At 75.5% G+C, this 19,150-nt stretch carries 21 protein-coding genes; 10 read left to right on the plus strand and 11 right to left on the minus strand.

What is annotated here, in order from left to right; translation table 11 throughout:
• The first annotated feature begins 33 nt into the window (after positions 1 to 33).
• The gene (locus AB2L27_RS11505; protein ID WP_370441606.1) at positions 34 to 1,707 is read left to right on the plus strand and encodes a thiamine pyrophosphate-dependent enzyme; all 1,674 of its coding nucleotides are present in this window, start codon (positions 34 to 36) and stop codon (positions 1,705 to 1,707) included.
• Positions 1,708 to 1,802: 95 nt separating this feature from the next.
• On the opposite strand, the gene AB2L27_RS11510 is transcribed toward AB2L27_RS11505, so the two are convergent.
• The 3 genes from AB2L27_RS11510 to AB2L27_RS11520 all read right to left on the minus strand — a co-directional run bounded on the left by AB2L27_RS11510 (position 1,803) and on the right by AB2L27_RS11520 (position 2,932).
• Positions 1,803 to 2,219 (minus strand): PIN domain-containing protein, encoded by a 417-nt coding sequence (locus tag AB2L27_RS11510; protein WP_370441607.1) that lies wholly within the window; start codon positions 2,217 to 2,219, stop codon positions 1,803 to 1,805.
• Positions 2,216 to 2,533 carry a type II toxin-antitoxin system Phd/YefM family antitoxin gene (locus AB2L27_RS11515; RefSeq protein WP_370441608.1) on the minus strand — a complete coding sequence of 106 codons (318 nt, stop codon included), beginning with the start codon at positions 2,531 to 2,533 and terminating at the stop codon, positions 2,216 to 2,218. Before AB2L27_RS11515 ends, AB2L27_RS11510 begins: the two co-directional genes overlap by 4 nt.
• A gap of 189 nt (positions 2,534 to 2,722) precedes the next feature.
• Positions 2,723 to 2,932, minus strand: a complete 210-nt coding sequence (locus tag AB2L27_RS11520; protein ID WP_370441609.1) for a hypothetical protein — start codon at positions 2,930 to 2,932, stop codon at positions 2,723 to 2,725.
• A gap of 186 nt (positions 2,933 to 3,118) precedes the next feature.
• Here AB2L27_RS11520 and AB2L27_RS11525 point away from each other — a divergent pair, with 186 nt between their 5' ends.
• Entirely contained in the window at positions 3,119 to 3,472 is a 354-nt protein-coding gene (locus AB2L27_RS11525) for a VOC family protein (protein ID WP_370441610.1), read from the plus strand.
• A 113-nt stretch (positions 3,473 to 3,585) separates the two neighbouring features.
• Here the strand turns inward: AB2L27_RS11525 and AB2L27_RS11530 are convergent, their stop codons facing one another.
• Together AB2L27_RS11530 and AB2L27_RS11535 are read right to left on the minus strand one after the other, a co-directional pair.
• Positions 3,586 to 4,656, minus strand: a complete 1,071-nt coding sequence (locus AB2L27_RS11530) for a M56 family metallopeptidase (RefSeq protein WP_370441611.1) — start codon at positions 4,654 to 4,656, stop codon at positions 3,586 to 3,588.
• 5 nt (positions 4,657 to 4,661) lie between these two features.
• Positions 4,662 to 5,051, minus strand: a complete 390-nt coding sequence (locus AB2L27_RS11535) for a BlaI/MecI/CopY family transcriptional regulator (protein ID WP_370441612.1) — start codon at positions 5,049 to 5,051, stop codon at positions 4,662 to 4,664.
• A 155-nt stretch (positions 5,052 to 5,206) separates the two neighbouring features.
• On the opposite strand from AB2L27_RS11535, the gene AB2L27_RS11540 reads away from it, so the two are divergent.
• Complete coding sequence (locus AB2L27_RS11540) at positions 5,207 to 5,710, plus strand: DUF2231 domain-containing protein (RefSeq protein ID WP_370441613.1); 504 nt, start codon at positions 5,207 to 5,209, stop codon at positions 5,708 to 5,710.
• Between the two features lie 12 nt (positions 5,711 to 5,722).
• Here AB2L27_RS11540 and AB2L27_RS11545 read toward each other — a convergent pair whose 3' ends face one another.
• Complete coding sequence (locus AB2L27_RS11545) at positions 5,723 to 6,439, minus strand: VIT1/CCC1 transporter family protein (RefSeq protein ID WP_370441614.1); 717 nt, start codon at positions 6,437 to 6,439, stop codon at positions 5,723 to 5,725.
• Positions 6,440 to 6,521: 82 nt separating this feature from the next.
• Positions 6,522 to 7,154, minus strand: a complete 633-nt coding sequence (locus tag AB2L27_RS11550; protein ID WP_370441615.1) for a TetR-like C-terminal domain-containing protein — start codon at positions 7,152 to 7,154, stop codon at positions 6,522 to 6,524.
• Positions 7,155 to 7,205: 51 nt separating this feature from the next.
• On the opposite strand from AB2L27_RS11550, the gene AB2L27_RS11555 reads away from it, so the two are divergent.
• Positions 7,206 to 7,634, plus strand: coding sequence for an organic hydroperoxide resistance protein (locus AB2L27_RS11555; protein WP_370441616.1), 429 nt, complete (start codon positions 7,206 to 7,208; stop codon positions 7,632 to 7,634).
• Between the two features lie 43 nt (positions 7,635 to 7,677).
• Here the strand turns inward: AB2L27_RS11555 and AB2L27_RS11560 are convergent, their stop codons facing one another.
• Genes AB2L27_RS11560 through AB2L27_RS11570 form a run of 3 tightly spaced genes read right to left on the minus strand, consistent with a single transcriptional unit; the run spans position 7,678 to position 11,148 of the window.
• A complete protein-coding gene (locus tag AB2L27_RS11560) occupies positions 7,678 to 8,538 on the minus strand; it encodes a sugar phosphate isomerase/epimerase family protein (RefSeq protein ID WP_370441617.1) in 861 nt (286 codons plus the stop codon).
• Entirely contained in the window at positions 8,538 to 9,713 is a 1,176-nt protein-coding gene (locus tag AB2L27_RS11565) for a Gfo/Idh/MocA family protein (RefSeq protein ID WP_370441618.1), read from the minus strand. The genes AB2L27_RS11560 and AB2L27_RS11565 overlap by 1 nt, the downstream gene beginning before the upstream one ends.
• A 49-nt stretch (positions 9,714 to 9,762) precedes the next feature.
• Entirely contained in the window at positions 9,763 to 11,148 is a 1,386-nt protein-coding gene (locus tag AB2L27_RS11570; protein ID WP_370441619.1) for a lactate racemase domain-containing protein, read from the minus strand.
• Positions 11,149 to 11,257: 109 nt separating this feature from the next.
• On the opposite strand from AB2L27_RS11570, the gene uxaC reads away from it, so the two are divergent.
• Entirely contained in the window at positions 11,258 to 12,667 is a 1,410-nt protein-coding gene (gene uxaC / locus AB2L27_RS11575; RefSeq protein WP_370441620.1) for a glucuronate isomerase, read from the plus strand.
• A complete protein-coding gene (locus tag AB2L27_RS11580) occupies positions 12,664 to 14,043 on the plus strand; it encodes a mannitol dehydrogenase family protein (RefSeq protein ID WP_370441621.1) in 1,380 nt (459 codons plus the stop codon). Before uxaC ends, AB2L27_RS11580 begins: the two co-directional genes overlap by 4 nt.
• Here AB2L27_RS11580 and AB2L27_RS11585 read toward each other — a convergent pair.
• Positions 14,003 to 15,058, minus strand: coding sequence for a LacI family DNA-binding transcriptional regulator (locus AB2L27_RS11585; protein WP_370441622.1), 1,056 nt, complete (start codon positions 15,056 to 15,058; stop codon positions 14,003 to 14,005). The genes AB2L27_RS11580 and AB2L27_RS11585 overlap by 41 nt on opposite strands.
• 103 nt (positions 15,059 to 15,161) lie before the next feature.
• Between AB2L27_RS11585 and larE the strand changes: the two genes are divergently transcribed.
• From larE to AB2L27_RS11605, 4 genes are all read left to right on the plus strand, one after another.
• Positions 15,162 to 15,998: an ATP-dependent sacrificial sulfur transferase LarE gene (gene larE / locus AB2L27_RS11590; protein ID WP_370441623.1), complete on the plus strand. Its 837-nt coding sequence runs from the start codon at positions 15,162 to 15,164 to the stop codon at positions 15,996 to 15,998.
• Positions 15,991 to 16,671, plus strand: a complete 681-nt coding sequence (gene larB / locus AB2L27_RS11595) for a nickel pincer cofactor biosynthesis protein LarB (RefSeq protein WP_370441624.1) — start codon at positions 15,991 to 15,993, stop codon at positions 16,669 to 16,671. The genes larE and larB overlap by 8 nt, the downstream gene beginning before the upstream one ends.
• On the plus strand, positions 16,668 to 17,903 hold the full coding sequence (larC, locus tag AB2L27_RS11600; RefSeq protein ID WP_370441625.1) for a nickel pincer cofactor biosynthesis protein LarC: 1,236 nt from the start codon (positions 16,668 to 16,670) through the stop codon (positions 17,901 to 17,903). Before larB ends, larC begins: the two co-directional genes overlap by 4 nt.
• Before the next feature lie 88 nt (positions 17,904 to 17,991).
• Positions 17,992 to 19,053 (plus strand): LacI family DNA-binding transcriptional regulator, encoded by a 1,062-nt coding sequence (locus tag AB2L27_RS11605; protein ID WP_370441626.1) that lies wholly within the window; start codon positions 17,992 to 17,994, stop codon positions 19,051 to 19,053.
• Positions 19,054 to 19,150 lie beyond the last annotated feature (97 nt).

The raw sequence follows: 19,150 nt of genomic DNA on the forward strand, positions 1-19,150 counted from the left end.
CAGACACCGCGCCGGCACCTAGCGTCCACCGACGTGACCGAACTTCTCCCGGCACCCGCCCCCACCACCGACACCCCGGTCCGCAGCGCGGGCCACGCGATCGTGGAGGCCCTCGCGCTGCACGGGGTGCACCGCACGTACGTGGTGCCGGGCGAGAGCTACCTCGACGTCCTCGACGGCCTCCTCGACTCCGGCATCGAGACCATCGTGTGCCGGCACGAGGGCGGAGCCGCCTACATGGCCGAGGCCGACGGCAAGATGCACCGCCGCCCCGGCGTCGCGATGGTGACGCGCGGACCGGGCGCCGCGAACGCGCACGTCGGGCTGCACACGGCGTGGCAGGACTCCACCCCGATGGTGCTGTTCGTCGGGCTCATCCCGTTCGACCACCGCGACCGCGAGGCGTTCCAGGAGTTCGACGTCAAGGCGTGGTTCGACACCGGGGCCAAGCGGGTCATGGTGCTCGACAACGCCGAGCGCGCCTCCGAGATCGTCGCCGAGGCGATGTTCGCGGCCAGCAGCGGCCGGCCCGGTCCGGTCGTGGTCGGGCTGCCCGAGGACGTCCTGCGCCACCCCGTGCACGGCCCGGCCCACCCCCCGATCCCCGTCGCCACCGGCGGCATGACGGCCCGGGACGTGACGGCCCTGCGCGAGGCCCTGGCCGGGTCGGTCAAACCCCTGTTCGTCACCGGCGGCAACGACTGGACCCCCGCGGCGGCGCAGCAGCTCACGCGGTGGCTGGAACGGCACCGCATCCCGGCCGCGGCCGAGTGGCGCACCGAGGGGACGGTGCCGTTCGACTCCCCCAGCTACGTCGGCCCCATCGGGTACGGCCGGCCGAAACCCACCTACGACCTCCTCGAGGAGACCGACCTGCTCGTGTTCGTCGGCACCGTCCCCGGCGACACCATCACCGACGGGTTCGTCGTCCGGCAGGACTGGTCGCGGAAGAACTTCCTGGTGACGATGGACCCCTCGCTGCGCGGTCGCAGCGGCGCGGTGTCCTACCAGGTGGTCGCCAAACCCGACGTGTTCGTCCGCGACCTGGCCGGCATCGAGCTGGACGTGCGGCCGGAGTGGGTGGAGTGGACCGGTCGGATGCGCGCCGAGCAGGAGCGGTTCGCCGCGCTGCCGTCGGCCACCCCCTCCCCCGGCCCGGCCCGCATGGACACGTTCATGGCCAACCTCGTGCCGACGCTGCCGCGCGACGCCGTGGTGACGTTCGGCGCCGGTGAGCACACGAACTGGGCCCACCGGTACTTCCCGACGATGGAGTACGCCTCGATGCTCAGCGCCCGCAACGGGTCGATGGGCTACTCGATCCCCTCGGCCGTCGTCGCCTCCCTGGCGCACCCCGGTCGTCGGGTCGTCACCGTCGCCGGTGACGGGGAGTTCCTCATGAACGGCCAGGAACTCGCCACCGCTGCGCAGTACGGCGCGACCCCGCTCGTCGTGGTCGTCGACAACGCCGAGTACGGCACCATCCGCACCCACCAGGAACGGCACTACCCCGGCCGGGTCAGCGGCACCCAGCTGAAGAACCCCGACTTCGCGCTGGTGGCGCAGGCGTTCGGGGGTTTCGGGGTCCGCGCCGAGCGCGACGAGGACGTCCCCGGGGCCCTGGCCGCCGCGCTGCGCGCGATCGACGAGGACCACGTGTTCGCCCTCGTCCACCTCCTCGTCGAGCAGCGGACCCGCGCCTACTGACCGCGACTCCACCGGGTCCGCGCCTCCGGCACCGACGGCGGTCAGCAGAGCGGCGGTACCGGCGATCGTCCGGCGGTGACGACGGCGTCGCCCTCTCACCGCAGCGCGACGACCGGCACCACGGTGTCGACAGCCCGGAGGAGGGTCCTGTCACCGGTGACCAGGGTCCAGCCGCGGGCCCTGGCGGTGGCCGCGATCACCAGGTCGTTCGTCCGTCTGCGCGGGTTCTGACCGGCGGCGAGGGCGGCTCTGGCCACCTCGAGGAACGCGCCCGCGACGACGTCGTCGACGGGGACCGGCACCCAGGTGGTCAGCAGCCGTTGCAGGCTGCCGGTCATCCGGAGCAGCCGGGCCGGGTCCTGCCGGTGCGCCGCCGAGGCCACCCCGAAGTCCATCTCCAGGTGGGTGATGACGCTGACGTGGGTGACCGCGTCGTCCGGCACGTTGGTGGGCGTGCCGGTGGGCAGGGTGAACAGGTCGATGACGGCGTTGGTGTCGAGCAGGTGCGTCAACGGTCCTCGCCCGCACCGTCCCGGTCGGCCTCGAGACGGTCGTACCGCTCCCACGGGTCCTCAGCCTCCCCGTCGGCCTCGGCGAGGTCGGCCTTGAGTTCCGCGGCCTGCTCGGGAGTGAGGATCGGCGGCAGGGTGAGCAGGTCGGCCAGGGGGACACCCTCGCGGGGACCCGGGACGCGGGCCGGGACGTGAGGGCTGATGGTGGCGACGGGGACACCCGCACTGGTGATGGTGAACGTTTCGCCGCCGGCGACCTCCTCAAGGATGCGGCCGTACTGGTTGCGCAGGTCACGCACGGGAACGGTCTTCACACCCTCCACTGTAGCGAGCTCGCTACGGTTCGCCCAGGGTCGTTCCGCGCGACCCGTCACCCCGCCGGAACCGCCGACAGGTGCACCCGCACGACGGTGCCCCGCCCCTCGCGACCGTCCGCCGCGACCGCCCCGGCGTGCGACGAGGGCAGGATCACGCAGGCCCCGGACACCGCGGCCCGACCGGGATCAGCGGGCGTCGTGCAGCGCGCGCCGCTTCACGGCCTCGCCGAACACGCTGAGCCCGGCGTTGAGCGTCACCAGCCCGACCGTCCCCGGCACGACCCAGGGCCGTCGTCGCGCCCGCCGGACGGCGGCGTCGGTGACCACGCACACCCCGGCCCCCACGAGCAGCAGCCCCGCGGGGGCGCACACCTTCCACGCCGTGTAGTCGTCCACCACCCGACCTTCTCAGCGCAGCTCCCGCCGCGCACGGGCACGCTGCGCGCAGCGTCGGCCTCGTCGGCGGTTCCGGGACGGGTCGTCCGGGCGGGCCGCGTCGCGTTCCGGGGTGCGGTCCGGGCCACCGCGCCGAGACTGGACGTGCGACCGGGCACCGGGCCCGGAGCTGTCTCGGAGGTCGACGTGGCGAACGGTGTGGCGACGGTGTGGGTTCCCGTGGACGACATGGACAGGGCGGTGCAGTTCTACGGCACGACCCTCGGCCTGGAGGTGCGGATGACGTCGCAGGACTGGAGCGAGGTCGAGGCCGGCGGCCTGACCATCGGGCTGAACGCGCGGGAGGACACGGGGAAGCACGCCGACGGCGGCGCGGTCATCTCCTTCACCCCCGACTCCTCCCTCGACGAGGAGGTCTCGCGGTTGCAGGGTCAGGGCGTGGAGTTCACCGGGGGCGTCAGCGAGCACCCGTGGGGCCGGATCGCCCCGTTCAAGGACAGCGAGGGCAACGACCTGCAGTTCTACGCCCCGCCGGCCTGACCGCCCCGGTCTCACCCCGCCGGACCGGGGCGCGGCGCGACGTCGGTCGGTGAGCCGGGTGGCGTCCCCGTCCCGGTCGGGCGGCCGGGGTCGGGTCCCCCGGACGGCGGCGGTCACCGACCGGCGGGTCCCGGTGCCGTGGTCCCCCCGTCGGCGGTGGTGTCCGAGACCTGCGTCACGCTCTCCACCCGGGCCTGCTGCAGGCGATCACCGAGGCTGTAGAGCGTCCCGGCTCCGGTGAGCAGCGAGAGCCCGACCACCGCCCACAGCACGACGACGCTCCCCCGGCCGGAGGGACCCCGCGTCCCCGTCCGGAGCAGGAACTCCACCCGCCGGGCGACGTCCCCACCGGTGGCGTGCAGTCCGGGTCGTCCCCGGGCCGGTGCGGGCGGTGTCCGGGACCTGGCGAGCGCCGCCGCGGCGATGGCCTGCGCCGTCAGGGTCCGGTCCCCGACCCGTTCGGCGGCGTCGAGGTCGGCCTGGCGTTCGGCGGCGTCCCGGACCCACCCGGGCACCCCGCTCAGGAGGGGGTTCACCACCGCGACGAGTTCGCCCAGCTGGACCCATAGGTGGTGACGGTGTTCCAGGTGCGACCGTTCGTGCTCGAGCAGGACCCGCTGCTGGTCGGGGGTCAGGGCCCGCAGCATCCCGTGGGACACGACGACACGACCGGTGGACCCGGCCCGGGCCGTGGCCGACCCCCGGGCGCGCAGGCGGCGCGGCAGCGGGAACGCCGGGAGCGCGAAGGCGTCCGGTCTCGGGTCCTCCACGACGACCCACCCGGGCGAGGTCCGGGAGGCCCCCAACGCCCGGCCGAGGGTGTCCGCCGCCCACAACTGCCGCAGCGCCAGGACGACGTGGCGCACCAGCGCCACGGACGTCGCGAGCAGCGCCAGCGCCACCGGGACCGACCACACCCACGACACCCGCGGTTCGGGCAGGGCCGCGGTGGACCAGCGGCCCCACGCGGAGACGACCGGCAGCCGGGCCAGGAGGACGACCACCACGGCCACCACCGCCGTGGCCGCCGCGAGGGTCGCCGCCGCGGCGGCGGTGCCGAGCAGCCGGACGGCCCGGGCCGGGCAGGCGGTGACCGCCGCCCGCGCCGCCCCCGCGCGCAGCAGCACGGTCCCGGCCAGCGCCGAGGGCACCAGGACGTCGAGGGCGTCGGGGACGTGGAGCACGGCGCTCAGCTCCCCGGCCGGGGAGGGTCGGCCGGGGGCCGGCGCAGGACGGACAGGAGGTACTCCTCGTCGGCGGGGTCGAGCTCGGCGACGAAGCGGGCCAGGACGTCCGTGCGCCGGCCTTCGGCGTCGAGCAACCGGCGCATGCTGCGGGCGGTCCGCGCCGCGGGCGTCTCCTCCGGGCTCGTCGCCGGTGCGTAGGCGAAACCCCGCCCGCGCGGTTCCCGGACCAGCACCCCCTTGGTGCACAACCGCGCCAGGGTCGTCATGACGGTGGTGTAGGCCGGGGCACCCTCGAGGAGCTCGACGACGTCGGCCACCGACACCGGCCCCGCAGCGGCGCGCACGACCGCCAGGGTCTGCTCCTCCAGGAGTCCGCGAGACCGCCTCGCCACGATCCACCCCTCCGTCCGGACCCAGCAGCTACTATCGCCTCAGTAGTAGCCAGGTACCCACCGTCGCCCGCTGCCGGTCCAGCGGCGGGCCGCGTCCGGGCACCAGTGTGGACCACCACCCACCTCCGGCACGGCCCCCCGCGAGAGGACGTCCCATGCTCGACACGATCAGCGGCCTGCCCCTGCACCCCCTCGTCGTCCACGCCGTCGTCGTCCTGCTCCCCCTGGCCGTGCTGGGCACCGTCGCCGTCGCCGTCCGCCCGCGGTGGGGAGCCCGCTACGGCGGGCTGAACGCGCTCGTCGCCGTCGTCGGCACCGCCTTGTGCCCGGTGGCGACCGGCAGCGGCGAGGCGCTGGAGCACCGCGTCGGGGACCCGGGCGTCCACGCCGAGCTCGGCGACCAGCTCCTGTGGTTCTCCCTGCCGATGACGCTCCTCGCCGTCGCCCTGTGGTGGGCGCGACGGCGCGCGGAACCGGGCCCCCGGCGGCCGGACGCCCGGCGGCCGGACGCCCGGCGGCCGGTGAAGGGCCTGGGGGTCCTCGCCGTCCTGGCGGTCGTGGCCGCCGTCGCCTCGGGCGTGCAGGTCTACCGGGTCGGCGACTCGGGGGCCCGGGCGGTCTGGCAGGACCAGGTGTCCGCCACGACCCGGGCGCGGTGAGCCCGGCCGGGGTCAGACCCGCGTGCCGACGAGGGCACCCACGCCGTAGGTGACCGCCATCGCCACGGCCCCGCCGGCGATCGTGCGGGCGACCGCCCGGGGGCGTGCGGCCCCGCCCAGGTGCGCGCTGGAGGCGCCGGTCAGCGCCAGGGCCAGCACGACCGCGGCGAAGCACGCCGGGACGCGGGCCGCCACGGGCGTCAGCAGGACGGCGAGCAGCGGGACGAGCGCCCCGAGGGTGAACGCGGCGGCCGAGGCGAACGCCGCCTGCCAGGGACTGACGACCTCGTCGGGGTCGATCCCCAGTTCCACGTCGGCGTGGGCCCGCAGACCGTCGTGCTCGGTGAGTTCCCGGGCGACCCGGGCCGCGAGGCCGGGCGAGAGCCCCTTGCGGACGTACAGCCCGGCCAGCTCCGCCAGTTCCTCCTCGGGCATCTCCTCCAGCTCCCGGCGCTCGGTGGCCAGCAACGCCTGCTGGGTGTCGCGCTGGGTCGACACCGACACGTACTCACCGGCCGCCATCGACAACGCCCCCGCGACCAGCCCGGCGACCCCGGCCGTCCAGAGCACCGTCCGGTCCGTCGTGGCACCGGCCACCCCCACGACCAGCCCCGCGACCGACACGATCCCGTCGTTGGCCCCCAGCACCCCGGCCCGCAACCAGTTCAGGCGCGCGGCGACCCCGCTCTGGTGGAGAGCGGGCTCACCGGTGTGGGCCGGTCCGGACACGACACCCCTCCTGGGAACTCGCGGGCAGGGGGATTCCAGCACGCCGGCCGCCGGGGCGCCACGGGGACGGCCACCGGCGGCGTCAGCGGCGCCGCCGGTGGTCGTCCTCCGGCCGGCCGGCCGGGACCGAGGTGAGGGCGAGGACGTGCTCGACCACCTCGTGCAGGGCCTGCCCCCGCACGGCCTCGTCACCGACGGTCAGGGCCCGCAGGAGCAGGGAGCCCATGAGGACCTCGGTGGCCTGCGCGGGCGTCGTGGCGGGGGCGAGTTCCCCGCGCGCCGCGGCGCGGTGGAACGCGTCCTCCAGGACCGCGGCGCACCGGTCGACGTGGTCGCGGCGGAACCGCTCGGTGACGGCGGGCGCGTCGGCGACCTCGTCCAGGCACCGCTGCAGGACCCGGCGCCGGTCCCCCGACAGCGCCCGGGCGATGTCCGGCACCAGGGCGTCGAGGTCGCTGCGCAGCGTTCCGGTCAGCGGGGGGTTGAGGTTGGCCGTGAGGGTGGCGAGGGCGTCGACCACGAGGTCCTCGGGCACGGCCCAGCGGGCGTGCACGCCGCGCCGGTCCACCCCGGCGCGTGCGGCGACCCCCCGGGTGCTGAACCCCGCCACGCCCTTCTCGGCCAGCTCGGCCACGGCCGCGGCCAGGACGCGGGTGTCGATCCCCCGGTCCCGGGGGCGGCCCCGGGCGGGCCGGGTGGCTGGCTCGTGGGTCACGGGTGCATCCTATTCGTGTACCAGACCGGTACACGAATGGAAGGGACCAGCATGTCGACCCTGTACGAAGCCACCGCGACGGCCTGGGGCGGGCGCGACGGACGTGTCAGCTCCTCCGACGACCGCGTCGACCTCAGCCTGTCGATCCCCCGGGGCATGGGCGGTGACGACGGCCCCGGCACCAACCCCGAGCAGCTGTTCGCCGCCGGGTACGCCGCCTGCTTCCACAGCGCCCTGAAGGCCATCGCCCGCGCGCAGAAGGTCGACGTCACCGACTCGGCCGTGTCCGTGACCGTCGGCGTCACCGGCGGCCTGTCCCAGGGGATCGACCTCGCCGTCACGATCGAGGCCCAGCTGCCCGGCGTGGACGAGCAGGTGGCGCGCGGCCTGCTCGACGCCGCGCACCAGACCTGCCCCTACAGCCGCGCCACCCGCGGCAACGTCCGGCAGGACGTCCGCCTCGTCAGCGACGAGGACTGACGACGAGGACGGACCCCGCGGCGCCGGACGTCCCGCGACGAGCTCAGAACAGGTCGCCGAACCCCATCGCGACGAGGTTGTCGTGGGACGTCCGCAACGCCTCCCACACCGTGCGCCCGTAGAGCTGGTCCTGCTCCACCAGCAGGTGTTCCGCTCCGGCCTCGAGAGCGGCCGGGACGATCGCGCCGAAGTCGAGGTTGCCCTCGCCGACCTCGGCGAACTGCACGACGTCGGAGAACGCCCGCTGGAAACCCTCGCGGTCCCCGCGCTGCAGCGCCTCGAACGCCGAGGGGTCCAGCCGGCCGATCCGGTAGTCCTTGAGGTGGACCATCCGCACCCGGCCGGCGTACTGCCCGATGACCGCCACGGGGTTCACGCCCCCGCGCTGCAACCAGTGCACGTCGAGTTCGAGGCCCACGTCCGGGGCGCGCTCGGCGATGACGTCGAGCATGAACCGGCCGTCGAACTTCGTGAACTCGATGTGGTGGTTGTGGTAGTAGAGCCGGATCCCGTGCTCGCGCAACCGCAGCGCCACCTCGTTCGTGCGGTCGCAGAAGTCCAGCACCCGGTCCAGCTGCGTCATCGCCTCGAACGGCAGCATGCCGATCCGGACCATCTGCGCCCCGAGCCGGTCGCAGTCGGCGACGATCTTGTCGAAGTCGCCCTCCAGCGCGTCGTTCGGGGCCCCCGGGCCCCCGGTGAGGTTGGCGGACAGCGCCGCGAACTCCACCCCCAGCTCGTCCCGGGCCCGCGCCAGTTCCGCGACGTTCTCCCCGGTCATGGGGATCTGGGAGACCTCCACGGCGCGGTACCCGATCTCGCGCACCCGGCGGAGCGTCTCGAACGCCCCGTGCTCGGCCACGCTCTCGCGCAGCATCATCGCCTGCACACCGATGCGGGCCATCACTCGTCCCCCTGCCGCTGCGGGAACAGCGCCTCGTCGGCGATGCGCTGGTTGAGCAGTTCGAGGTACTGCTCGTCGTCGAAGTCGAGACCGACCTCCTGACCGGTCCAGCTCGACAGGTGCACGGCGTTGGCCAGCCGCACGCCGAGCAGGCCCTCGGCCCCGGGGGCGATGAGTTCCTCCTCGCCCCGGACCGCCGCCGCGAAGTTCGCCAGGACGGCGACGTGCTGCTCACCCCAGGCGGAGGGGAACTCGATCGTCTCGGTGGTGTACAGCTCGGCGGTGTCCAGCTGACCGCGGAACAGCTGGGAGACCTGCTCGGCCCCCATCCCGGCGCTGATCTCCCGCTCGGGCTTGGAGAACCGGGTGACGGTGGCGACCTTGCTGCCCTCCACGACGATCTTGCCGGCGTCGCCCTGGATCTCCAGGCGGTCGGTGCCGACGAGGTCGTGCACGGCGGTGACGAACACCCCCGTCGACCCGCCGCCGAAGTCGGCGAGCACGGTCACCTCGTCCTCGACGGCGATGTCGCGCTGCAGGCCGTAGGCGACCTTGGCGAACACCGTCCGCGGGACCCCGCAGATCCACTGCCACAGGTCGAGCTGGTGGGGGGCCTGGTTGACCAGGACGCCACCGCCCTCACCGCCCCACGTGGCCCGCCAGGCGCTCTGCTCGTAGTACCCCTGCGGCCGCCACCACGTCGTGATGATCCAGTTCGAGCGGATGATGCGGCCGATCTCGCCGGCCTCGACGATCTCCTTCAGGCGCCGGTACAGCGGGTTGCTGCGCTGGTTGAACATCACCCCGAACGTCACGTCGGGGTGCGCCGCGGCGACGGCGTTGAGCCGCTTCACCTGCGCCGAGTGCACCCCGGCCGGTTTCTCCACGAGGACGTGGATCCCGCGCTCGATGGCGTCGACCCCCATCTGCGGGTGCTGGTAGTGCGGGACGCACGTCACGACGGCGTCCACGGTGCCGCTGTCGAGCATCGCGAGGTGGTCGGTGAAGAAGGGCACGTCACCGAACTCCGCCGCGGCGCGCTCGGCCCCGGCCGGGTCCGTGTCCGCGACGGCGCCCAGCGTCATGCCCGGGACCCGGCCCTCGGACACGAAGCGGGCGTAGGTCCCGCCCTGCGTGCCGAGGCCGATGACACCGAGCCGCACAGTGCTGCTCATGGTTTCCTCTCCTGGGTGTTCGGGTGGTCTGGGGCCCGGTCGGGGCCGTTCACTCGTCGGCGCCCTCGGGTGAGGGTTCCCGGCCGTCGGCCTCACCGGGCGCGGCGGCGACCGCGCCGGCGGGGGCCCCGTCCCGCAACCGGTACAGGACCTCCCCGGCGTGCGGTTCGACGAAGGTGTCCGGGTCGGCGGCCCAGGCGGCGACGTCGATCGTCGCGGGGTCGAGGTAGCGCAGGTTCACGCTCTCCACGACCTCGCGCGGGATGCCGGTGGCCAGCGTCACGGTGACCCGGTTGCGTTCGCCGTGCTCGGGGTCCCACGTGCCCTGACCGCGCAGGTGGGTGGAGTGCGCCAGGTCCCCCCACGGCTGGTCGCGGAACCGTTCCCACTGCCCGGTGAAGTAGTCGCGGTTGTGGTAACCGATCCGCGTGATGTGCGGGTGCATGACCGAGACCTGGGTGATGTGCGGGGCGTACAGGACCAGTTCCCCGCCGTCGGCGACGACGGGTTCAAGCTTGTAGAACCCCTTGGCCGCGGTCCAGATGTCCTCGTACTTCTCCGGGATCACTGACAGCACCCGGCGCCAGGGCCGGTCCAGGTACGTGACGTGGGTCTGCGCCGACACCTCCGCGCAGGCCGCCCACGCGTCCTCGGGCGTCCCGAAGGCCGCGGCGTGCAGCACGTCCGTGCCCGAGGCGACGACCAGGCACAGGGCCAGGCGCGTGGCCGGCACCATCGAGGCGGCCTCGTTGATGAGCGCGCGCACGGGCGTCACCCCGCGGGCGCCGATCATCGCCGCGCTGGTGATGAGGGCCCCCACCCAGTGCGAGACGTCGATGACCTCCTGCCCGGAGACCCCGGGGAAGAAGTACTTGTTGCCCCCGGAGAACCCGACGACCTCGTGCGGGAACACCGGCCCGACGACGAGGGCGACGTCGGCCTCGGCGACCAGGCGGTTGATCCGCACGTCGACGTCCGGGCCGGGCAGCAGGCCGCCGGTGAGCTCGGCCAGCCGGGCGGCCGGGATCGTGCCCAGGGAGGTGAAGGTCCCGGGGTCCCCGGACTCGTGGTTGACCACGGTCCAGCCCGGGTAGGTCGCCGCCAGCTCCCCGGCCCCGTACCCGAGGTGGCGGGCGAGCTGCCCCTCGTCCATGCCCTGGTGCGTCCCCAGGGCGATGACCACGTCGACGCGGCGCGGCCGGCCGGCGAACCCCTCGTGGACGGCGCGCAGCAGCAGCGGCAGCGGGCAGCTGCGGGTGGCGTCGGGCACGACGACGCACACGCGGGCGCCGTCCAGGTCCACCCCGCGGACCTGCTCGACGACGAAGCGCCGCACGTCCTCGGGGTCGAGCCGCTCCCCCGGGCCACCGAGGCGGGCGGCCCTGCCGGGGTCCCCGGGGTCCGTCCCGAACGCGCCGTCCTCGCCTGCTGCCATGCGCCGACTGTGGTGCGCCGGCGACGGGAAGTCGAGGCGGACCGGGGTTCGGCGGCAACTGACGGCAACTGCTGGCCCCCGGCGGCCGGGCTCGGGTCCGGTGGGGCCCATGACGTCGCTGCCGCTGGATTCCGACCGGCTCCTGCCCCCCGACCCGACCCGGCGCGCCGTGGCCCGGCGGTTGCACGCGGTGGTGGCGGACCTGCCGGTCATCTCCCCCCACGGGCACGTGCCGGCGGGCTGGCTGGCGCGCGACACCCCGTTCCAGGACCCGACCTCGCTGCTGCTGACGCCCGACCACTACGCCACCCGGCTGCTGCACGCCCACGGCGTCGACCTGGCCCACCTCGGCGTGGGGCAGGGGCCGCTGTCGCCGGAGGCCTCCCGCGCGGCGTTCCGCACGTTGTGCGAGCACTGGTCGGTCTACCGCGGGACCCCCGTGCGGTACTGGCTGCAGGTGCAGTTCGCCGACCTGTTCGGCATCACCGTCCGCCCCGGCGCCGAGACGGCCGACGAGATCTACGACCAGATCGCCGCGACCCTGCAGACGCCGCAGTTCCGGCCCCGCGCGCTGTTCGAGCGGTTCGGCGTGGAGGTCCTGGCCACGACCGACGACCCCTGCGACGACCTCGCCGAGCACGCGTTCCTGGCCGCGGACCCGACGTGGACCGGGCGCGTCCTGCCGACGTTCCGCCCCGACCGCTACCTGGAGGTCGGGGCGCAGGGCTGGGTGGGGCACGCCGACCGGCTCGCCGAGGTCTCCGGCACCGACACCGGCGACCTCGACGGGTTCATCGACGCGATGCGGCAGCGGCGCGGGCACTTCCGCGCCCACGGCGCCGTCTCGGCCGACCACAGCCACGCCGACGTCCGCGCCGAGCGCCTGCCGGCCGCCGAGGCCGCGGGGTGCTACGCCCGGGCCCGCCGGGGGGACCTGCCGCCGGCGGAGGCGACCGCGCTGCGCCGGCACCTGGTGTGGGAGATGGCGCGGATGTCCGCCGAGGACGGTCTGGTGATGACGCTGCACCCGGGGGTGGCCCGCAGCCACCACGGCCCGACGCAGCGCGCGTTCGGGGCCGACGTGGGGGCCGACATCCCGCTGCCGGGGGAGTTCACCCGCGCCCTGCAGCCGCTGCTGCAGGACTTCGGCACCGACCCAGGTTTCCAGCTCGTCCTGTTCACCCTCGACGAGACGACCCTGTCGCGCGAGATCGCCCCGCTGGCCGGTTTCTACCCCTCGGTCTGGGTGGGCGCGCCCTGGTGGTTCCTCGACGCCCCCGAGGCCACCACCCGGCACCGGTCGGCGGTGACCGAGACGGCCGGTTTCGGCAAGACGTCGGGGTTCATCGACGACACCCGCGCGTTCTGCTCGATCCCGGCCCGGCACGACATGGCCCGCCGCCTGGACGCGGCGTACCTGTCCACGCTCGTCGCCGACGGCCGGCTGGCCGAGGACGAGGCGACCGAGACCATCGTCGACATCGTGACCGTCAACCCGAGGAAGGCGTTCCGGCTGTGAGCAGCACCCCGCCGATCGAGCCGCTGCGCCGGCAGACCCCGGCACCCCCCGTCCGGATCGTCCACCTCGGGCTGGGGAACTTCCACCGGGCCCACCAGGCCTGGTACACCGCGCACGCCGGCGACGCCGCGCAGTGGGGCATCGCGGCCTTCACCGGCCGCCGGCCCGACGCCGCCGAGAGGCTGAACCGGCAGGACGGGCTGTACACGCTGCTGGTTCGCGGGGCCGACGGCGACCACCCCGAGGTCGTGACGTCGCTGTCGCGGGCCTACGCCGCCACCGACCACGAGCAGTTCCTGGACCTGCTGCGCCGCAGCGAGGTCGCCGTCGTGACCCTCACCGTGACCGAGGCCGCGTACCTGCTGGGCCCCGACGGCGGGCTCGACGTGGACCGCCCCGAGGTGCGCGCCGACGCCGACGCGCTGCGCGCCGACCCCACCGCACCCGTGACGACCGTCCCGGGGCGGCTGGCCGCCGGGCTCGCCGCCCGGCGGGCCGCCGGCGCGGGGCCGATCACCGTCCTGTCCTGCGACAACCTCGCCCACAACGGCGCGGTGACCGCCGCCGTCGTGACCCGGTTCGCCGACCTCCTCGACCCCGGGGTGCGCGGGTGGGTCCAGGAGAACGTCGAGTTCGCCTCCTCGATGGTCGACCGGATCACCCCGGCCACGACCGAGGAGGTCGTCGAGAGGGTCGCGGAACTCACCGGCCGGCACGACGAGTCCCCCGTGCCCACCGAACCGTTCTCGGAGTGGGTCGTGGCCGGGGAGTTCGCGGCGGGCCGCCCGGACTGGGAGAGCGCGGGCGCGGTGTTCGTCGAGGACGTCACCGCGCACGAGCAGCGCAAGCTGTGGCTGCTCAACGGGTCCCACTCGCTGCTGGCCTACGCCGGGGGCCTGCTGGGGCACCGCACCATCGCCGACGCCGTCGCCGACCCGCGGTGCCGGTCCTGGGTGGAGGAGTTCTGGGACGAGGCGTGCCGGCACCTGCCGTTCCCGGACGGGGACCTGCGCGGGTACCGCGAGGCGCTCCTGGACCGCTACGCCAACCCCGGCGTGCGGCACCTGCTGGCCCAGATCGCGGCGGGCGGGTCGCTGAAGCTGCCGCTGCGCGTCGTGCCCGCGCTGCGGGCCGAACGGGCCGCGGACCGGCTGCCGCGGGGGTGCGCGACGGCCGTGGCGGCCTGGATCGGGCACCTGCGCGGGGAGGGCACGCCCGTGGACGACCCGGCCGCGGAGCCTGCGGTGGCCGCCGCGACGTCCGCGGACCCCGTGCGGGACGTGCTGTCGCTGCTGGACCCCGGCCTCGGGGACGACGGCGACCTCGTCGACCTCGTCAGCTCCCGGCTGCGGGACCTGGCCCCCGGGAACGCCTGACCCGCACCCCCGTCCGGGCCGTGGGCGCCGGGCCCGTCGACCCCCGCACCACCAGCCAGGCCGGCAGGCGGACCGGCCCGGCGTCGGCGCCCTCGCGGGGGCGGCCCGCCGCCAGGTGGGCCACCCCCGCCGACCCCATGTCGACCAGGGGCGCGGCGATCGTCGTCAGGCCCGGGCGGACGAGGTCGGCGTCGACGATGTCGTCGAACCCCACGACGCTCACGTCCTCGGGCACCCGCCGGCCGCCGGCGGTGACCGCGCGCAGGAAACCGATGGCCATGAGGTCGTTGTAGGCGATCACGGCCGTCGAGGGCCGCCGGGCCCACGCCTGCGCCGCCGCCGCCCCGCCCCGCAGCGTCGGCAGGTTCGGGCCCACCCGCCCGATCCGCAGGTCCAGCTCCACCCCGGCCTCCTGCAACCCCCGCCAGCGGGTCCCGTCGGCGTGGGAGGCCTCCGGCCCGGCGAGGTAGGTGATCGAGGTGTGGCCCCGTTCGACGAGGTGCTCGGCGGCCTTCTTCACGGCGCGGGCGTTGTCGCTGACGACGGACGTCACCGACCGGACCGACCGGTTGAGGACGACCACGGGTTTGCGCTTGGCGACGGCCCGGATCTCCTGGTCGCTCAGGCGCGAGGAGGCCAGCACGAAACCGTCGACGGTGGCCTCCAGCCGGGCCAGGGCCTGCGCCTCGGCGCGTTCGGACTCCTGCGTCTCCACCACGGCCAGCGTCAGGTCGTGGGCGACCGCGGCCCGCTCGGCCCCCCGGACCACGCCGACGAACACCGGGTTGCCGATGTCGGCCACGACCAGGGCCAGGACGCCGGACCCCCGGGTCGAGAGCGGGACCTGCATCCGCGAGGACCGGTAACCCAGCTCGGTGGCGACCCGGCGCACGTGCTCGGCGGTCCGCCAGCTGACCCGGCCGGGTTTGGTCAGGGCCCGCGAGACGGTGGAGGCCGAGACCCCGGCGGCGGCGGCGACGTCGTAGATCGTCACCTCCGCCCCCTCGCCCGCCATGCCCGGACGCTAGCCAACTGCTGGCAACGGCTGGCCGCGCGGGGGGTGGTGGTGCTCGGGTGGGGGCCGCACCGCAGGATCGAGGCGTGAACCAGGAGGAACCGTGAGGCCGGCCCCACCGGAGAGCACCGTCCCCGCCGCGCTGGCGCGGGCCTTCGAGGGGGTGGGCCGGCTCGGCGTCGCCTTCTCCGGCGGGGTCGACTCCGCGGTCGTGCTGGCCGCCGCCGTGCGCACCCTGGGCGCCGCCCGCGTCGTCGCGGTGCTCGGCGTCTCCCCCAGCCTGCCGGCCGCCGAACGCGCTGCGGCGCACCGGGTCGCGGCGGTCGTCGGGGCCGCGCTGGTCGAGGTCGAGACCCACGAGGGCGACAACCCCGCCTACCGCGCCAACGGCCCGGACCGCTGCTTCCACTGCAAGGACGAGCTGTTCACCCGCATCGGTGAGGACGTCGTGACCGCCCACGGCCTCGACGCGGTCGCCTACGGGGAGAACGCCGACGACGCCCGCCGCCCGGACCGCCCCGGCTCGCGGGCCGCCACGCAGCACCGGGTGCTGCGCCCGCTGGCCGACGCCGGGCTGGACAAGGCGGCCGTGCGCGCCCTGGCCCGCGCCTGGGACCTGCCGTGCGCGGACAAGCCCGCCGCGCCCTGCCTGGCCTCGCGCATCCCCCACCACGAGGAGGTCACCCCGGCCAAGCTCGCCCAGGTCGAGGCCGCCGAGGCGGCGCTGCACGACCTGGGCCTGGGCGACCTGCGGGTGCGCCACCACGGCGACATCGCCCGGCTGGAGGTGCCCGCGGCCGACCTCGTGCGGGTGGCCTCGGACCCGCTGCGCGAGCAGGTGCGGACCGCCGTGCGGGCGGCCGGGTTCCGCTGGGCCGTGCTGGACCTGGCCGGGGTGCAGTCCGGCGCGTTCACCCTGGAGGTGCTGGCGCGTGGGTGATCCCGACCCGTTGCAGGGGGTGGCCGAGCTCGACCTGGACCGGACCGCGCGCCGCGGCTACCCCGAGGCGGTGTTCTGCGCCGGCAAGACGCCCGAGCAGGTCGGGCGCATCGCCGCGGCCGTGCGCGGGCGCCCGGACGTGACGACCTTGTTCACCCGCGCCGGCGCCGAGCACGCCGCGGCGGTCCTGGCGGCGCTGCCGGACGCCGCCCACGACCCCGCCAGCGGGCTGCTGGCCTGGCCGCCGACGCCGCCGGAGCCGACCGGCGGGCTCGTCGTCGTGCTGGCGGCGGGGACCTCGGACCTGCCGGTGGCGCGCGAGGCGCACCTGACGGCGCGCTACCTGGGCCGGGCCAGCGACCTCGTCGTCGACGTCGGGGTGGCCGGGCTGCACCGGGTCCTGGCGCGGGTCGACCTGCTGCGCCGGGCCCGCGTCGTCGTCGTGGCGGCCGGGATGGACGGGGCGCTGCCGAGCGTCGTGGCGGGCCTGACGTCCGCGCCGGTCGTGGGGGTGCCGACGTCGGTGGGCTACGGCGCGGCGTTCGGCGGCATCGCCGCGCTGCTGACGATGCTCAACGCCTGCGCGCCGGGGGTGAGCGTCGTGAACATCGACAACGGCTACGGCGCGGGTCACCTCGCCGCCCAGATCGCCGCACCGCAGGGGGACTCGTGACCCGCGCCCGGACCCACGCCTGGATCGACGCCTCGGCCGGGGTGGCCGGGGACATGCTGCTCGGCGCGCTGCTGGACGCCGGCGCCGACCTCGACGCCGTCCGCGCGGCCGTCCACGCGGTCGTCGGCGACGCGGTGTCCGTGCGCACCGAACGCGTGCGCCGGGCCGGGCTGGCCGCGACGAAGGCCCACGTGGACCTGCACGAGGAGGACCCGCCGCACCGCACCTGGACGACGGTGCGGGCGCTGCTCGGCGCGGCCGACCTGCCGGACCCGGTGCGCCGCGACGCCCTCGCCGTGTTCGCGGCCCTGGCCACCGCCGAGGGGGCCGTGCACGGCGTGCCCGCGGACGACGTCCACTTCCACGAGGTCGGCGCGCTGGACTCCGTCGCCGACGTCGTCGGGGTGTGCGCGGCGCTGCACGACCTCGGCGTGACGTCCGCGAGCGCCGGCGCGGTCGCGCTGGGGTCGGGCACGGTCCGCGCCGCGCACGGGGCGATCCCCGTGCCGGTGCCGGCGGTGGTGGCGCTCTCGCGCGGGCGCCGGGTGCGCGCCGGCGGCGAGGGCGAGCTGACGACGCCGACGGGGATGGCGCTCCTCGCGGCGCTCGCGACGACCGACGAGGACCTGCCCGAGCTGACGGTGGCGGCGTGGGGGTCGGGGGCCGGGACGCGGGACGTGCCGGGGCGCCCGAACGTGACCCGGGTCGTGCTGGGGGAACCGGCGGGGGCGGGGCGCTCGCGGGCCTGCCAGCTGGAGGCGACGGTGGACGACCTGGACCCGCGGTTGTGGCCGGGGGTCCTGGCCCGGGTCCTGGCCGCGGGGGCCTTCGACGCGTGGCTGGTCCCGGTGCTCGGCAAGAAGGGCCGCCCGGCCCACGTGCTGACGGTGCTGTCCCCGCCCGGGCGGGCCGGGGAGCTGGAGGAGCTCGTGGTCGCCTCGACGTCGACGCTGGGGGTGCGGCGCACCGAGTGCACGCGGCTGACCCTGGAGCGCGACTGGGTCGACGTGCGCGTGGAGGGGACGGCGGTACCGGTCAAGGTGGGTCTGCTGCACGGGGTCGTGCAGCAGGTGATGCCGGAGTTCGAGGACGTGGCGCGGCTGGCGGCCGAGCTCGGCCGGCCCGAGCGCCGCGTCCTGGCCGCGGCCCACGCGGCGGCGGCCGCCGCCGGCTGGGTGGTGGGCCAGGCACCGCCCGCCGGTCCCCGCCGAGGGGAAGCTCAGGGACGTTGACAGACCCCTGTGACTACGTAGACACTCCTTTCTGACAGCGCAGTCAGACCCCGGCGCTGTCGCCGCGGAGACCGAAGGAGGCGGGCAGGTGACGAGCAACGCCATGCTGGTCCCCGTGACCACCGTGCCTCCGACGCTGCCCCCCTCCGGACGTCCCGCCGGGAGCACGGTGGCCCGGCTGGCCGGGGTGTCGCAGAAGACGGTCTCGCGGGTCTTCAACGACGAGCCGTACGTCTCCGCCGAGGTCCGCGAACGCGTCCTGCGGGCCGCCGAGCAGCTCGGCTACCGGCCCAACAGCGCCGCCCGCGCCCTCACCAGCGGGCGGACCCGGCGCCTGGGCGTGGTGTGGCTCGGTTCGGCCCTGTACGGGCCGGCCCAGATGCTGGTGGGCCTGGAACGGGCCGCCCGCGACCTGGGCTACTCCGTCAGCCTCGCCGCCACCACCCAGGGCGAGACCGGCAGCGTCGACGCGGCCATCGGTTCCCTGCTGTCCCAAGGCGTGGACGGGATCCTCCTGTCCGAACCGGTGGACGACCAGCCCCAGCTCCGGCTGACGTCGCAGGTGCCCGTGGTCAGCCTCGGGCGCCTGACGACCGCGTCGGGGACGGACGTGGAGATCGCCACCCAGGACTGGGCCGCGGCCGCGGCCCTGGCCACCCGGCACCTGCTGGACCTGGGTCACCGCACGGTGCACCACGTGCGGGGACCGCAGACGTGGTGGGCCGCCCGCGACCGCGAACGCGGGTGGCGCCAGGCGCTGCACGAGACCGGCCGCGAGGTTCCCCCGCCGCTGCAGGGGGACTGGACGGCCGCCTCCGGGTACGCCGCCGGACGCGCGGTGCTGGGCCGTCCCGAGGTCACCGCGGTCTTCGCCGCCAACGACGAGATGGCGCTGGGCGTGGTCCGGGCCCAGCTGGAGGCGGGCCGGGACGTCCCCGGCGACCTCAGCGTCGTCGGCTTCGACGACGTGCCCTCGGCCGCGTTCTTCACCCCGCCGTTGACCACCATCCGCCAGGACTTCGACACCGACGTCCACACCGCGGTCGAGCGGCTGGTCGCCCGCATCGAGGACCGGGCGGTGGCGGCCGACGCCACCGGGTGGCACCCGGAACTGGTCGTGCGCTCCTCCACCGCCGCCCCCCGGACCTGACCCCCGCACCTCCCACCGACCACCCCCACCGCACGGCCGGACGCCCCGGCCGGGCGCGGAACCGGGCGACGAACCCGCCGCCCCGACCCCCGACCCC

Source organism: Kineococcus halophytocola (assembly GCF_041276425.1).
GTDB classification, from domain to species: Bacteria; Actinomycetota; Actinomycetes; order Actinomycetales; family Kineococcaceae; genus Kineococcus; species Kineococcus halophytocola.

Excerpts from the sequence above, each read along its gene's own strand:
- AB2L27_RS11540 (WP_370441613.1), top strand. The coding sequence starts at position 5,207 with ATGCTCGACACGATCAGCGGCCTGCCCCTGCACCCCCTCGTCGTCCAC.
- AB2L27_RS11555 (WP_370441616.1), top strand. The coding sequence starts at position 7,206 with ATGTCGACCCTGTACGAAGCCACCGCGACGGCCTGGGGCGGGCGCGAC.
- AB2L27_RS11560 (WP_370441617.1), bottom strand. The coding sequence starts at position 8,538 with ATGGCCCGCATCGGTGTGCAGGCGATGATGCTGCGCGAGAGCGTGGCC.
- AB2L27_RS11565 (WP_370441618.1), bottom strand. The coding sequence starts at position 9,713 with ATGAGCAGCACTGTGCGGCTCGGTGTCATCGGCCTCGGCACGCAGGGC.
- AB2L27_RS11570 (WP_370441619.1), bottom strand. The coding sequence starts at position 11,148 with ATGGCAGCAGGCGAGGACGGCGCGTTCGGGACGGACCCCGGGGACCCC.
- uxaC (WP_370441620.1), top strand. The coding sequence starts at position 11,258 with ATGACGTCGCTGCCGCTGGATTCCGACCGGCTCCTGCCCCCCGACCCG.
- AB2L27_RS11585 (WP_370441622.1), bottom strand. The coding sequence starts at position 15,058 with ATGGCGGGCGAGGGGGCGGAGGTGACGATCTACGACGTCGCCGCCGCC.